The organism is Candidatus Margulisiibacteriota bacterium, assembly GCA_041650635.1.
GTDB lineage: Bacteria > Margulisbacteria > WOR-1 > JAKLHX01 > JBAZKV01 > JBAZKV01.
The window spans coordinates 21,691-36,410 of record JBAZKV010000003.1 but is presented as its reverse complement, the minus strand read 5'-3'; the positions used below and the strand labels follow the sequence as shown (position 1 = coordinate 36,410).

Annotated in this window: 18 protein-coding genes; 6 read left to right on the top strand and 12 right to left on the bottom strand. The window is 45.6% G+C overall.

Features of this window, described 5'->3' with window-relative positions; all coding sequences use genetic code 11:
- Positions 1–3 precede the first annotated feature (3 nt).
- From WC490_01175 to WC490_01140, 8 genes are all read right to left on the bottom strand, one after another.
- Positions 4–936 (bottom strand): NAD(P)-dependent oxidoreductase, encoded by a 933-nt coding sequence (locus WC490_01175; protein ID MFA5097221.1) that lies wholly within the window; start codon positions 934–936, stop codon positions 4–6.
- On the bottom strand, positions 936–1,889 hold the full coding sequence (locus WC490_01170; protein ID MFA5097220.1) for a transketolase C-terminal domain-containing protein: 954 nt from the start codon (positions 1,887–1,889) through the stop codon (positions 936–938). Before WC490_01170 ends, WC490_01175 begins: the two co-directional genes overlap by 1 nt.
- Positions 1,886–2,704 (bottom strand): transketolase, encoded by an 819-nt coding sequence (locus WC490_01165; protein MFA5097219.1) that lies wholly within the window; start codon positions 2,702–2,704, stop codon positions 1,886–1,888. The genes WC490_01170 and WC490_01165 overlap by 4 nt, the downstream gene beginning before the upstream one ends.
- Positions 2,701–3,639, bottom strand: a complete 939-nt coding sequence (locus WC490_01160) for a GDP-L-fucose synthase (GenBank protein MFA5097218.1) — start codon at positions 3,637–3,639, stop codon at positions 2,701–2,703. The genes WC490_01165 and WC490_01160 overlap by 4 nt, the downstream gene beginning before the upstream one ends.
- Entirely contained in the window at positions 3,636–4,226 is a 591-nt protein-coding gene (gene gmhA / locus WC490_01155) for a D-sedoheptulose 7-phosphate isomerase (GenBank protein MFA5097217.1), read from the bottom strand. Before gmhA ends, WC490_01160 begins: the two co-directional genes overlap by 4 nt.
- Complete coding sequence (locus tag WC490_01150) at positions 4,223–4,795, bottom strand: HAD family hydrolase (protein MFA5097216.1); 573 nt, start codon at positions 4,793–4,795, stop codon at positions 4,223–4,225. The genes gmhA and WC490_01150 overlap by 4 nt, the downstream gene beginning before the upstream one ends.
- A 94-nt stretch (positions 4,796–4,889) precedes the next feature.
- Positions 4,890–6,014: a hypothetical protein gene (locus WC490_01145; GenBank protein ID MFA5097215.1), complete on the bottom strand. Its 1,125-nt coding sequence runs from the start codon at positions 6,012–6,014 to the stop codon at positions 4,890–4,892.
- 8 nt (positions 6,015–6,022) lie between these two features.
- Entirely contained in the window at positions 6,023–7,486 is a 1,464-nt protein-coding gene (locus tag WC490_01140; GenBank protein ID MFA5097214.1) for an MBOAT family O-acyltransferase, read from the bottom strand.
- An 80-nt stretch (positions 7,487–7,566) separates the two neighbouring features.
- On the opposite strand from WC490_01140, the gene mtnP reads away from it, so the two are divergent.
- The 6 genes from mtnP to WC490_01110 all read left to right on the top strand — a co-directional run bounded on the left by mtnP (position 7,567) and on the right by WC490_01110 (position 11,185).
- A complete protein-coding gene (gene mtnP / locus WC490_01135) occupies positions 7,567–8,301 on the top strand; it encodes an S-methyl-5'-thioadenosine phosphorylase (protein MFA5097213.1) in 735 nt (244 codons plus the stop codon).
- Between the two features lie 115 nt (positions 8,302–8,416).
- Positions 8,417–8,701 carry a nucleotidyltransferase family protein gene (locus WC490_01130; GenBank protein ID MFA5097212.1) on the top strand — a complete coding sequence of 95 codons (285 nt, stop codon included), beginning with the start codon at positions 8,417–8,419 and terminating at the stop codon, positions 8,699–8,701.
- On the top strand, positions 8,694–9,038 hold the full coding sequence (locus WC490_01125; protein ID MFA5097211.1) for a DUF86 domain-containing protein: 345 nt from the start codon (positions 8,694–8,696) through the stop codon (positions 9,036–9,038). The genes WC490_01130 and WC490_01125 overlap by 8 nt, the downstream gene beginning before the upstream one ends.
- Positions 9,039–9,054: 16 nt before the next feature.
- Positions 9,055–9,582: an adenine phosphoribosyltransferase gene (locus WC490_01120; protein MFA5097210.1), complete on the top strand. Its 528-nt coding sequence runs from the start codon at positions 9,055–9,057 to the stop codon at positions 9,580–9,582.
- On the top strand, positions 9,579–10,586 hold the full coding sequence (mtnA, locus tag WC490_01115; GenBank protein MFA5097209.1) for an S-methyl-5-thioribose-1-phosphate isomerase: 1,008 nt from the start codon (positions 9,579–9,581) through the stop codon (positions 10,584–10,586). The genes WC490_01120 and mtnA overlap by 4 nt, the downstream gene beginning before the upstream one ends.
- Positions 10,583–11,185 (top strand): class II aldolase/adducin family protein, encoded by a 603-nt coding sequence (locus WC490_01110; GenBank protein ID MFA5097208.1) that lies wholly within the window; start codon positions 10,583–10,585, stop codon positions 11,183–11,185. The genes mtnA and WC490_01110 overlap by 4 nt, the downstream gene beginning before the upstream one ends.
- Positions 11,186–11,276: 91 nt before the next feature.
- Here WC490_01110 and WC490_01105 read toward each other — a convergent pair whose 3' ends face one another.
- The 4 genes from WC490_01105 to WC490_01090 form a co-directional block, all read right to left on the bottom strand.
- Positions 11,277–12,392, bottom strand: coding sequence for an NAD(P)/FAD-dependent oxidoreductase (locus WC490_01105; protein ID MFA5097207.1), 1,116 nt, complete (start codon positions 12,390–12,392; stop codon positions 11,277–11,279).
- Positions 12,393–12,443: 51 nt separating this feature from the next.
- The gene (locus tag WC490_01100; GenBank protein MFA5097206.1) at positions 12,444–12,821 is read right to left on the bottom strand and encodes a four helix bundle protein; all 378 of its coding nucleotides are present in this window, start codon (positions 12,819–12,821) and stop codon (positions 12,444–12,446) included.
- A 130-nt stretch (positions 12,822–12,951) separates the two neighbouring features.
- Positions 12,952–14,049: a DegT/DnrJ/EryC1/StrS family aminotransferase gene (locus WC490_01095; GenBank protein MFA5097205.1), complete on the bottom strand. Its 1,098-nt coding sequence runs from the start codon at positions 14,047–14,049 to the stop codon at positions 12,952–12,954.
- An 11-nt stretch (positions 14,050–14,060) separates the two neighbouring features.
- Positions 14,061–14,546, bottom strand: a complete 486-nt coding sequence (locus WC490_01090; GenBank protein MFA5097204.1) for a winged helix-turn-helix transcriptional regulator — start codon at positions 14,544–14,546, stop codon at positions 14,061–14,063.
- Positions 14,547–14,720 lie beyond the last annotated feature (174 nt).

The window sequence follows — 14,720 nt, the reverse complement described above, 5'->3', positions numbered from 1 at the left end:
CCATTAGATATTTGCGTACTGGTTCCTTTTTATGATCGCGAAGCTCTTGATGAGCTCTCTTATTCCATCCCGGATCGACACATCAGGTCTGTAGCCGGTCTTTTCAAGCTTTTCATTGCTTACTAAGTAATCGCGTTTGTCAGGGTCCTCGCCCACTGCCGCCTCGACAAAATAGAAATCTGGTATCTGTTTCTTTATCTCCTGACACAGTTGCATTTTGGTGAGGTTGGCGTCGCTAAGCCCCAGGTTGTATACCTGACCTTTCATCTTGGAAAAATTATCAAGAGCGTGCATGAACGCCTTGGCAACATCCCTGACATGGATGTAATTCCTGTTGAAATGCGCCTCGAACAGGACGACGAACCTGTCAAAGAAGGCTCTGTAGGTGAAATCGTTGACAAGAAGGTCCAGTCTCATTCTCTGACTTACGCCGAAAGCGGTGGCCAGCCTGAACGCTACGGCATTGCCGCTTTCTAGTATCATGTCCTCCGCCTCGCATTTCAGCTTTCCGTAGGACGATACTGGCCTCAGAGGACTTTCTTCAGTGCAGAATTTGCCTTTTTCGCCTATTCCGTAGCCGCTGTTGGTGTTGGGGAAGATGACCATCTGGTCTTTGCTTTTAATCTTCAACATCATCTTTATGGCGTCCACTATTATCGTCTGGGCGCCCGAGGGGTCTTTTTTACAGAGGGGCGCGCCCGTAAGGCACGCCAGAGGAAATATTACATCCGCGTCCTTAATGAGCTTTTCCATAACATCCTTTTCTCTGACATCCCCGCGGACTGCCCTGAACTTTGGGTTGGAGCAGCATTCAAGAAGCGGGGACTGGTTGTACATAAAATTGTCAAGGACCGTGACCTCATGTCCTTTTTCAAGCAGTTTGGGGACCATCACAGACCCTATATATCCCGCGCCACCTGTAACCAGTATCTTCATCATTTACTTCCTTTCGTTCTAAAATATTTTTTGAAGCCGTCGGCTATCGCCCTCGGATCAAGTCCGCACTTCTTATGCAGAGATTCCCTGTTTCCCACATCAAACACATACCCGTTCCGGAACCCTTTTATTTCGGCAATTTTTCCGTTAAGTCCTTCAACATCGCAAAGAAGATGCCCCATTCCCCCTCCGCAAACAAACCCTTCCTCCAAAGTTATGATACTTTTATATTTTTTTAATGCGAAGGCCAATTCACGGGGAACAGGTTTAAGCCTTAACAGATCTATCACTCCTATATTGATGCCTTCTTCTTTAAGAAGACGCGCCGCGGCAAGCGCCGCATGGGTCATATAACCCGTGGATATGATACAGAGATCCCGTCCTTCGACAAGTTCTCCAAATCCCTTTTTGACCGGGGCTCCTTTATCGGGGCTGTATATCATTTCAAGAGGTTTGCCGTCAAATCTGAAATACTTGGGGCCGGAATTATCGATCGAGTACTTCGCCATTGCGCGCGCCCCGGTCCAATCCGACGGAGACAGTATTTCTATGCCCGGCAATATCCCGAGGATCGAAATGTCTTCAAGACAGTGATGAGAAGGACCCGAAACATCATAGCTTAAACCTGCTCCGACTCCTACGAAATTGATGTTAAGCTTTTTGTTCTTTGACAGAAGAGAAGCGTTGTTCCTTATCTGTTCGAACGCCCTCATGGTGAGGAAAGCAGCAATAGCATAACAATAGACCGTGAACCCTTCAAGGGCAAATCCCGCGCCAACATTGACAAGGTTCTGTTCGGCGATCCCGACATTGATGAATCTGTCAGGGAATTCTTTTCTGAGCGCGTCGAGCTTTGGCGAACCCAGGTCAGCAGCAATGAACATGATCCGGTCGTCGCGGGACATCTCCCCGTGTATCTTTTCTATGAAAGCGTCCCTCATCGTCATGTTCATTTAAGGGTCTCCAGTATTTTATCTATGTCTTCCTTTTTTACTGTCCTGATATGGCTTAGAGGATCGGTCTCAAGAGAAGGGATGCCTTTGCCCTTTACGGTATCCGCAATTATAACTTTGGGCTTTACTAATGAAGACGCGGTTTTATCAAGAGCAAGGCAGAGAGCTTCCATGTCATGTCCGTCAACTCTCTGTACATCCCATCTGAAAGCGGAGAATTTGTCTTCCAGCGGGCTCATGTCTATGATGTTCTTGCAAAAATCGAGCATGCAGGCCTTGTTCGCGTCAAGGATCATCACCAGATTGTCAAGCTTATGTTCTCCGGCGAACATTACCGCCTCCCAAACCGAGCCTTCGTAAAGTTCCCCGTCTCCAATAAGGACAAAAACTTTTGAATTTGAATTTTTCAGCTTTAGAGCTGCCGCCATCCCGCACGCGACCCCGGCTCCGTGCCCCAGAGAACCGTTTATGGTCTCATATCCCGGGATCAGCATGTCCGGTATTCCGGGAAGCTGTGCGCCTTCGAAACAGACCCTTGAAAGCTCTTTTTCCTGAATAAACCCCAGATCCGCGAGCACGGGATAGAACGATACCGATCCGTGGGCCTTGCTTATGACAAACCTGTCACGGCCTTCCCACTCCGGCTTTTTGGGATCGAATTTTATGTATCCACCGTAAAACAGGACCGTTAAGATCTCAACACACGACAGAGAAGACGCGATCCTGGTCTCTGGCGCGATGGAATGGATCTTCATCGTCTCTTTTCTGACCCGGAGAGCTTTTTCTTTGAAAGTTTTGATCTTATCTTCTTTCATTTCTGCGCCTCAATATAGGCTTTGTATGCCGCTTTGATCCCTTCTTTCAGCATGGTTTCCGGCACCCAGCCAAGGGCGCGGAACCTTGAACTATCAAGAAGTTTTCTTGGTGTGCCGTCAGGCCGCGAACTGTCCCACACAATGGAGCCCTTAAACCCTGCTTCAGCGGCTATCAAGCCTGCCAGTTCTTTTATGGTGTGGTCAGAACCTGGACCGATGTTATAATGACTGTTCTCAAGCTTATCCGCGTTCTTGACGGCAAAGACAGAGGCTTTGGCCGCGTCGTCACTGAAAAGAAATTCCCTGCGCGGAGTCCCTGTGCCCCACAACTCAACGGTTTTGGCGTTCTCCTTCGCGGCTTTGCTGAATTTTGCCATCATCGATGAAATGACATGCGAATTCTGCGGATCATGACTATCGTTGATGCCGTAAAGCGAATTGGGCACCAGAGCTATAAAAATGTTGCGGCCAGCCTGTTTATTATAAGCCCTGCAGGCGTAGATGCCGGCGATCTTGGCAGCGGCATATGCTTCGCTTGTGGGCTCGGTATGTCCGGTGAAAAGATATTCCTCTTTCATCGGCTGTGGACATATTTTGGGATACATGCATGATGAGCCGTAGAAGACAAGGTTATCAACACCGTATTTCTTCGCGGCTTCGAACACATTGTCCTGTATAGAGATGTTCCTGTGGAAAAAATCCGCAGGGTAAGTGGAATTGGCCAGGATGCCTCCCGTCATTCCCGCCGCAAGAAAAACAAATTCCGGCCGTTCCTTATCAAAAAAGTCCGTCACTTTCTGCGCCTGCATTAGGTCCAGTTCCCTGTGTGTTCTGGTAACGATATTGCTGTATCCTTCTGATGTCAGCTTTTTCATAAGGCTTGATCCCAGCAGTCCCGTATGTCCGGCCACATAGATCTTTGAGTTTTTTTTCACTTTTTGTATTCTTTCCCGAAAATTTTGTCTTCAACAACCGCACAGATGATGTGTGCTATCAATATGTGGCATTCCTGCACTCTGGGGGTGTTCATCGAAGGGACTTTTATGCAGTGATCGCAGAACTGGGCCATCTTCCCGCCGGTTTTATTGGTAAAGCCTATGGTGCGGAGTCCTCTGGCTTTTGCCGTTTTTAGTCCTTCAATAATGTTCTGTGAATTGCCGGAGGTCGATATCCCGATAAAAACATCCCCCTTTGCCCCGTTAGCTTCGATCTGCCTAGAAAAAACCTTATCAAAACCGTAGTCATTCCCGATGGCCGTGAGCATGGATGTATCGGTGGTAAGGGCTATCGAAGGCAGCGCAGGCCTGTCAAAATTGAACCTGCTCACGAACTCGGCCGCCATGTGCTGACTGTCAGCCGCGCTTCCTCCGTTGCCCGCAATAAGTACTTTATTGCCGTTTCTATACGCGCTTACTATCACTTCGGATATCTGCCCGATACTTGAGACAAGAGCTCCCTCGCTCAACATCAGGTTTTTAACCTCGATAGATCCTATTATGTGCTGCTTGATCATATCTTTCATCGCCCCTTCCTCAAGATCCATTTGACAGCTTCAAGCGGGTCATTTGCTATAAAGTCCGCAGAAAACCCTGGTTTACTCTTTTCCTCACTGCCATAACCCGTAAGGACAAGGATCGAACGGCAGCCTGCATTTTTGCCGGCCTCAACATCAATACTTTTGTCTCCAACCATATAGGACAAAGACAGGTCAATATCATGCTCTTTTTGGGCCCTTAGTATCATGCCCGGCTTTGGTTTTCTGCATTCGCATTTGATTGTATAAGCTGAAGCCCCAGCGGTAGGATGATGCGGGCAATAATAGACATCATCGATTATTGCGCCTTTTTCGCTGAATTTTTTAAGGATAGCAGTGTTAAGTTTTTTCAGAGCTTCCTCCGTCAAAATCCCCCTTGCAACAGCGGCTTGATTAGAGATGACAATTGACAGATATCCCGATCTGTTAAGCAATTTTATAGCCTCCGCGGCTCCTGGCAGTATCTCAATATCTTCAGGATCGGAAAGATAGCCTACATCCTTTACAAGCGTCCCATCCCTGTCAAAAAAGACGGTTTTTTTGATATTGCCTGCCATGTGTTCAATTATTGAACATTGTAGACGAGTATCAAGGGCATGTCAACACATGCAGGTAAATAGAGGGCAATTCCCGGGGGTTGCACCTTACGACCTAGTATGACTCATCAAATATGAAAAGGTCTTCTTTTGAATTGCGCAACAAAGCATTCAAATAAGCTCGATCGCAAAAGCTGCCTATCACTGATCCTTTATCTATCATGTCCAAAAGAATACGAAGAGAAACCTTTTCAGATCCATGTAGAGCATCAAAGAATTCTCTGTCAGAAGCCCCCAGCCTTCTTACATCGGAATAATCGTAGAATTCTTGGCCATACTTAGCAAAAATAGGAGAGATTTCATTTTTCAAGTTGAATAGGTATGCGTATTTTCTCCTATATTCAAAAAATTTATCATTCACCCTTCCCGGGTAAGGAGGAAGATAGGCAACAACATGATAATTGTACTTTTTGCAGTCATCCAGCAGTTTTTCAAGTTCACCCAGCGCATCATTATTGACTTTAGCGCCAAACTCAAATCTATAGCTTTCTCCGCTTCCGAATGACCTCAATGCGGCATCTATCTCTAAAGAGGTGTCCTTTTTATCACTAATATCTTTACCGTAATGGTAACTCCCGTCGCTTGCAAAGCCATTCTGGTTCACAATAGCGTTTAGTCCGATGTTAGACCTTCTTTTTATCACGTTTCCAATAGTACATTTCCCCGCAATAAAATCATTGATGACCTTTGTGTATTGCAAAAGAGGTATCTTTGATATATTCCTGTCATGGAGCAGAAAATAAGAGTAAGACGGGTTGTCCTTCATATCATCCCATTTTTTATTAAAGAAGTTCTGGTCAAGTCCGATGATCAATAATTTTAGGTCCTCGATCTGAGCCTTTTCAATGAATTTCCTGAGATCGCCAAGTCTGCTGATTCCTCCCCCGCAATTGTAGAACGGTCTGTTAAAATACTTTTCTCTGAACTGCATTGTCCTGGATGTCCCAAGGACACAAATGGACGGTCTTTTCTTTATGAACATCGAATATTTAAAATTTACGGCCGGATCGGAGTACGAGAGACCTACAAGGTTTTTTTTATCGTGGATCTCTATAATCTCTTTCACGGGCATTAGCTCTCTGGAATAGTACAAAAGAGTATAAACAGGCAGGAACAGAACTATCCCCGGGAGCAGCATCATAGATATCTTGATCAGCAGCCGTTTTAAGTCTTTATCCATTATTGTCCTCAAAACTGAAAGTATATGAACTGAGCCTTTTCAAAGACCCCGAAAAACAGTATTCCGTACAGCAGCGAATAATAAAGCGTCCATCTAATCCATGCCGGTTTTCCCGCAAGCATGTGCCTTATGCTGCCATGCCTTTGGATAGAATGCACGAACAACAGGAGCGCGATAGAGGCTAAAGCAACCGCAAACTCGTAGCTGCTAAGACCTAGGCCCGAAACACTGGATACAATATAGCGGATATCAAACACTTGGGACAAGCCGGAAAAAGCGTGAGTTAATATGTGCCTGACATCATGCATGCTCCTTGCTCTGAAGAATACCCAGGCAAAACATGTAAGAGAAAATGTCACCAGCACCTGTATATACTTGTAAATCCGGGGGAACCTTCTGATATTTGACAGTTTCACAGCCTTTTCCCTTATCTTTTCCGTCCAAAGTGAAAAGATCAGGTAGAAGCCGTTCAAGGCGCCCCATATTATGTAAGTCCAGTTCGCCCCGTGCCACAATCCACTTACCGCAAATGTAAAAAACAGATTGAACTGCCATCTCCATTTGGGGACCCTGTTGCCGCCCATAGAAATATAGAGATAATCTTTAAACCAGGTAGACAGTGATATGTGCCACCGTTTCCAGAATTCCGATATCGACTTTGAAAAATAGGGCCTGTTAAAGTTGTCCATCAGCTTAAAGCCCATTACCTGTGCCGCGCCTATCGCAATATCAGAATAACCCGAAAAATCACAGTATATCTGGAAGGCAAAAAATATGGTCGCGACTATCAAGGTGAGGCCGGAATACGGCGTGGGATCATTATAGACAGTATTTACAAGTATAGCCAGCCTGTCAGCAATGACCACCTTCTTAAACATTCCCCACACCATGAGTTTCAGACCGTCAGAGACTCGCCCGTACTCAAAGGAATGCTTTTCATAGAATTGATGCAGAAGGTTCTGCGGACGCTCTATCGGGCCTGCAACAAGCTGCGGATAGAACATAACATACAGCGCGTATATGCCAAAATGGCGCTCGGCCTTTTGTCTGCCGCGAAAGACTTCTATAGTGTAGCTCATTGCCTGAAATGTGTGAAACGAAAGACCTATAGGCAGTATGATGGCCAGGCTTTGTATCGGATAATTCCAATGAATAAGCTGGGCCAGTCTATCAAAGTTTGCGTTAAAGAAATTGAAATATTTAAAAAACCCCAGAAAACCCACATTGGCTATTACGCTGGCAATAAGAAAAAAAGACCTGGCCCTGCCTGCTGAGTTTTCAATGAATATCCCCGCAAAATAATCTATGACTATCGTAACGGCCAGGATCAACACATAAACAGGTATAAAGGCCATGTAAAAAACACAGCTTGCCACAAGAAGCATGAACCATTTCCATTTTTGCGGCAAAAAGAAATACAGGAATGTTACAACGGGAAAGAACACGGCAAATTCCCAAGAATTGAACAGCATTCTTTACATTCCTCTCAGATAAAACGACCTACCAGTATCCACAATTGACATTATAATACAGACGCGTCTATAATCAAAAGGTGAAAAAAATAGCCATAATCGGCGGCTCCGGACTCGATAATCCCGATATTCTTAAGGACCCCGTCGAAAAAGAGCACAATAACAAGTACGGCCAGCCGTCTTCGACGCTTACCTGCGGCAAATTGAGCGGGGTCGATGTGGTGATACTTTCCCGCCACGGAAAAGACCACGGCATCTCGCCTACCAAGATAAACTATCTTGCCAATATGAGAGCGCTTAAGGACGAGGGCTGCACTCATGTGCTCGCGGCAACGGCGGTTGGGTCGCTTAGGCAGGAGATAAAACCGGGCAACCTGGTATTTCCCTCCCAGTTCATAGATTTCACAAAACACCGCAACCTGACATACTATGTAGACGAAGTCCTTCATACCCCGATGAGCCATCCCTACGACGAACATCTGACCGATGTGCTGTGCAAGGCCTGCGATGAGATGAAGTACGAATACAACCGCGATGTGACCGTTATAACCATAGAAGGCCCAAGATTTTCCACCAAAGCCGAAAGCCATATGTTCAGGGCCTGGGGCGCGGACATAATAAACATGTCCACCTGTCCCGAGGTCATCCTTGCCAATGAACTCGGCATCCCCTATCAGACTATCGCCATGTCAACGGACTACGACTGCTGGAAGGATGACGAAGATCCCGTTACATACGAAATGATCCTGAAGAGGATGAAAGAGAACGCCGAAAAGGTCAAGACTTTGCTTATAAAAGTTGTGGGGAGAATATAATGCCTGCCTAACGGTCCCCTGTCCACGGTCTGCGGTCCCCTCCATTGAAAAACCAACCAGAAAAGCATTGATAGATTTGTAATATTATGTCAGAATTAATACTGGGAGGATATATATGAACATTGAAGAAACTTTAAGAGATCAAAAAAGATATTTGCAAAGGAATTTCTTTGTTAAGATGATAGGGATCTTTGGGTCCCGTGTCAGGGACGATTTTTCTACTGAAAGCGATATTGATATTCTTGTGGAACTGGAAAACGGGCATAATGATTTATTCAATATTGTGCGGCTACAACATTATTTAGAAGCTCTTTTATCTAAGAGGGTTGATCTTGTGATCAAAAACTCCATTAAACCCGCTTTGAGAGACAGGATTTTGGGGGAAGTTATGTATGTTTAGCGCAAAAAGGGAATATAAAGTCTTCATTGAAGATATTATAAGCGCAATGGATAAAATTGAAAAATATACTTCTGGCATTAAATTTGAGGGTTTTGAAAACAACAGCATGATTATTGACGCTGTGATCAGGAATTTTGAAATAATAGGCGAGGCGGCAAACAATATTCCCGAGGAGATCAAATCAAAACATCCAAAAGTCGAATGGAAAGAATGTGTCGGATTTAGAAATTTTCTCATCCACGGATATTTCACCGTATCTTTGGAAACAGTCTGGGATACAATTCAAAAAAACCTCCCTCAACTTAAAAAGCATATCAAGGAAATCCAAACACTGTAAAGATAAGGAGGATATAATGCCGATAAAATCAAGGATAAGGACCGTGCCCCACTGGCCAAAAGCGGGGATCATGTTCCGCGACATAACCACTCTTTTAAAAGACCCCGTCGGGTTAAGGCTCTGCATTGATGATTTTGTTAAAAGATATAAGGAAAAAGAGATCGATGTGGTTGTCGGGATAGATTCCAGGGGTTTTATCCTTGGAGGGGCCGTTGCCTATTTGCTGGGCAAAGGCTTTGTTCCGGTAAGGAAAAAGGGGAAACTGCCCGCCGAGACAGAAAAAGAGGAATACAGCCTTGAATACGGGACCGATACCATAGAGATCCATAAGGATGCGGTAGAAAAGGGGCAAAAAGTACTGATAATCGATGATCTTTTGGCAACAGGCGGAACCGCAACGGCAGCCGCCAAACTCGTCAAAAAACTCGGGGGAAACATAATCGAACTCGCTTTTATTGTAGACCTGCCCGAGCTTGGGGGAAGAAAGAAACTCGAAGCCGCCGGTTATTCTGTTTACGCCCAGACAGAATTTGAAGGCGAATGAAAGTAAAAGACAAACAATACCGCACAATTTGGATGGATGGGTCTTCGGTATTCATGATCGAACAGAACCTCCTTCCTTTTGAATTCAAGATACACGAAGCAAAAACATATAAAGACACCTGCCATGCCATAAGAACAATGATAGTCCGAGGCGCCGGCGCGATAGGCGCAGCTGCAGGTTTTGCGATGGCGCAGGCATTCATAGAAAACCATCCGGATGGCCGCTGCGAAATTGAATCCACCCGCCCCACGGCACAAACCCTCTTTTATGCGGTTAAAAGGGTCTTCGACAAAGCCATTAATTCAAAATACCCCAAAAGAGCGGCTTTTGAGGAGGCTTTGGCTATAGCAAATGAAGACGCGCAACATTGCAGGCTGATCGGAGAACACGGAGAAAAACTGATCAAGGACGGCATGAATATTGAGACCCACTGCAACGCCGGCTGGCTTGCTTTTGTTGACTGGGGCTCTGCTCTTTCACCCGTGTACGCCGCTGCCCGCAAGGGCAAAAATGTATTTGTCTATGCAGACGAAACAAGGCCGCGCGGACAAGGAGCTAGACTTACCGCATGGGAGCTATTAAACGAAGGAATTCCTCACAAAATAATCCCCGATAATGCCGGCGCACATCTCATGTCAAAGGGAAAGATTGATATCATTATCGTCGGAGCCGACAGGATAGCGGCAAACGGCGACACAGGCAACAAGATCGGGACACTTGAAAAAGCGATCTGCGCAAAAGAATATGGGATACCTTTTTACATAGCAGCCCCTACATCTACCATAGATAAGGATTGTCCGACAGGCAAGGACATACCTATCGAAGAAAGAAGCGATAAAGAGGTCCTTTACCAGACCGGCCGCGACAAAGAAGGTACCATGAGAGAAGTTTTGGTCTGCAATCCGGGCTCAAATGCCGGAAATCCGGCATTTGATGTAACCCCCGCAAAATACATTACGGGAATAATAACGGAAAAAGGTATCGTGAAACCGGAGAACTTATGAATGAAATTGCCGCGGCCCCTAAATTCGAAACGATATTCCTTTCAAACACGCCTCCAAACGATAAAGGGATAAAAGAGCTGATCAAATGGTGCGGCATCTTTCATAAAAAAGAGCTCGCCCCCTGCTATGGGAAAGGAACCTTCGGGAATCTTAGCTACAGGATAGAGCCCGGCTTTCAACAATTTATTATTACCGCTTCCGGACTTATTTCAAAAGAAACTTTAAGAGGTCGGGATTTTGTCGAGATAGACAGCGCCGATACGGAGGCATTTACGGTAAAAGCACAAGGTTCAAGAGCCCCGTCTTCCGAAAGTATTCTGCACCATGTCATCTATCAGCCACGGCCGGAAATTAACGCCATCTTTCACGGCCATTGCACCAAAATAATGGACAACGCGGCCAGACTAAATATCCCCTGCACCTCAAAAGAACAGCCTTACGGAACGAAAGCGCTTATCAAAGAAGTCCTTGCAATAATTAAAGACAATGATTTTGTGATAATGAAAAATCATGGCTTCATTTCTTTGGGAAAGAACATGTCAGAGGCCGGAGAAAGGGCGCTTAAATACTTGGACAGATCCTGTCAAAGAAATGTCTAATTTCCAATTACCAATATCCAATTGCCAATTTACTATTGGACATTGGAAATTGGAAATTGATAATTGGACATTTGTCTTTCCGGTCCCCGGTCTACGGTAGGCGGTCTACGGTCCCCTTTACCATCCTTGCTATCGCTAAACACGATGTCAGCCCGGGCGATTCTATCCCAATAAGGTTCACAAATCCCGGAAACCCGTTGGCAGACTCCTCTTTTATGACAAAATCCTCGACCGGGTCATTTGGCCCCTGGAGCTTCGGCCTCATGCCTGATGTGTCAGGAACAACCATTTCTTCTTCCAACCACGGCAGATATCTTTTTGCGGCCGCGTAAAATTCGCCCGCTTTTGAAAGATCAACATCGTAGCCGATGTTATCAACATATGTCGTATCTGGACCGAGCCTGATCCTGCCGGTAAGGTCTATGGTCGCGTGGACACCAAGGCCATAACCTTTTTCGTGTGGAGGAGGATAGACCAAATGAGATAATCTCCCGTTAGCGCCTGATACTGAAAAATAATCACCTTTGCAGTAATGCAGTTTATAACCGAGAGGTTCGATATCAAAGCCGGCCATCTGTGCTATTTTGTCAGACATAAGCCCGGCGCAGTTGATCACAAACTCCGACATAACCTCATCGCCTTTCGAAGTCGTGATAATATACCCGTCCTTTTGTTTGCTTATGCCTGTCACCTCATTTCCAAAAGAGAACATAACCCCGCTATTTTCTGCCAGGTCATGCAGCTTCTGCATCAGACCGTGAGAATCAATTATTCCCGTGGAACCGGAATAGATCGCCTTAACAGCAAAAACATCCGGTTCAAGGTCCTTGATCTCATCTGAGTTTGTCAGTCTTAATTCTGAAATACCGATCGAGGCCGCATTTGAATATATTCTCTTGATCTTATCTGCTTCCGCGTCATTTACCGCGACGATCAGCTTTCCGCATTTTTTGTGATCTATAGAATGCTTTTGGCAGAACTCATAAAGAAGTCTATTTCCTTCCAGACACAATTTGCTTTTTAATAAGCCCTTCGGATAGTAAATCCCTGCGTGAATAACTTCGCTATTGCGGCTGCTTGTTTCCTGACCAAATGATGGGTATTTCTCAAAAACCGCGATATCCGCATCCGGATCTTGTGATAGTTCATATGCAACCGCCAGACCAATTACACCTGCGCCGATTATTGAAACTTTTACTTTATCCATGAAAACTTTCTAATAATTTCCAATTAACAATTTCCAATGACAAATGACCAATTATGAATTCGCTTTCGTGTTTTTTATGATCGCGCTCAGGATTAATTTGAGCTCCACACTCTCACACAGCAAATGTTGCAGCTCGGCAATATTAGCCTTGTTCATAAAGAGGCCTGTGCGGTCAATTAATTGCAGCCAATATTTTGTTTCGTTTGCCTCTTTTCTGGCGATACCCAGCTTGTTCAAAAAATCTTTCCTTGATACAGCCCCATCAGCCTCTTCCAAGTTTGCCCCGATCGAAGAGCTGGCCCTTATCAACTGCTTTGCGTAAGTTTGAGCGGAATATTTTCTGGGGAGTTTATCAGCAAGTCTTGCCACATCAACCACAAATTCCAGCACTCTTTCTTTAATATCAAACTTCTTCCCATCACCGGTCATTTCTTATCCCCAAAATTAGACATTGGATATTGGAAATTAGACATTGGACATTTCTGCTGTCTTGCATTAAAATGTCGTCGCCGCAGGCGACTCCTTAATTGGACATTAGACATTGGAAATTGGACATTTGTTACATCGCTTCCAAAATTGCATTTCCAACCATAAGGACTTCTTCCTTTGACAAGAAAGGATGCACAGGAATAGACAACATTGTCCGTCCTATCTTTTCTGCTGCAGGAAAATCTCCGGCTTTGTAACCAAGTCCCAAATACGGCTTTTGCAGATGAAGAGGATTCGGGTAATACACAAATGAAGGAATCTCCTTTGAAGAAAGCTTTTGCATCATGTCATCTCTATTGTCCAACTCGATCGTGTACTGGTGGTAAACGTGTCTAAAACCCTCTTTTTCAACGGGGTGCTTGATCCCGCTCTTTCCAAAAAGACTGCTATATATGGCAGCATTATTCCTTCTTTTATCGTTCCATGCGTCCAAATGCTTCAATTTTACCCGCAAGATCGCTGCCTGCATCTCATCAAGCCTGCTATTGTAGCCGATGATCTCATGGACGCCCCTCGCTTTGCTTCCGTGAAGATGCAAAAGCTTGATCCTGTCATAAGTCTCTTTATCATCTGTAGTTATCATGCCTCCGTCGCCGTAGGCTCCCAGGTTCTTGGTCGGAAAAAAGGAAAAGCAGCCGGCATCGCCAAAGGAACCTGCCTTTTGTCCCCTGTAAGAGGCCCCGGCAGCCTGCGCGCAGTCCTCCACTACCAGAAGGCCGTGTTTTTTTGCCGCCGCAAGTATTGGCTCCATATCGGCACACAGACCCCACAGGTGTACGGGAATGATCGCTCTTGTCTTTTTGGTTATTGCTGCTTCCAGCTTTGCCGGATCTATATTGTGAGTGTCCGGGATAACATCCACAAAGACCGGCTTTGCGCCGGTGTAAGAAATAGCCTCGGCCGTTGCAATAAACGAAAGCGCCGTGGTTATGACTTCATCCCCTTCTTTGACGCCGAGTGCCTTTAGAGCCAAAAACAAGGCATCAGTTCCGGATGCCACTCCTACCGCATATTTTGCGCCTGTGTATTTTGCAAATTCCCCCTCCAGCGCGGCCACATTAGGCCCCAGAATAAAATGACCGCTCTCAAGAACTCTGTCCAGAACCCCGTCTATCTCGCTCTTGAGGGCGGCGTATTCCGCTTTCAGGTCCAGCATCAATATCTTCACGCTTTATTCTCCTATAGTTCCTTTGCAAGTTCCCGGTAAAGGTCTTCCACTCTGATCACCGCTGTTCCATCCTCCGGCTTATCAAGCGCTGTACGCAGCTCATACTCAGCGTCCATAAGGTCCAGCTCTTTAAGCGCCATACCGGTAAGGGCCGCGGGTTCGCCTTCACCAAGTATAACGAATTTTCTGTGCCCGTTGTCGTACAAACCTTTTATTTTATCCTTGATCCTCTCTTTTATGGATGTAAAGGCATCTATCGTTCTTGCGATATACTCGGAAGAGCGTTTTACTTTTTCGGAAAAACCTTTCGGGGTTAGGATATAGCTTACCCTGCGCCCGTCAAGCTGTTTTGCCTTCATATAGCCTTTGGCTATCAGCCTGTGGAGTATGATGTTGACCATTCCAAGCGAAAGGTCCAACGCTTTTGACAGGTATCTCTGCGAAGCCTGCGAATTTTTTGAGAGTTCAGCGATGAGTTTTAGTTCGTTCTCGTCCATAGGATAGGACAATTATAGCACAGGTGTTCAATGGTTGAACGATAAGGAAGGGATGTGTATCCCGAACATAAATGTTCGGCTCCGATCTTGCTTCCCAATGGAGCCGACCTTTTAAGGTCGGGTCCTCGCTACCCACCCGAGCCTGAAGGTTCGGCTCCGATCTTGCTTCCCAAT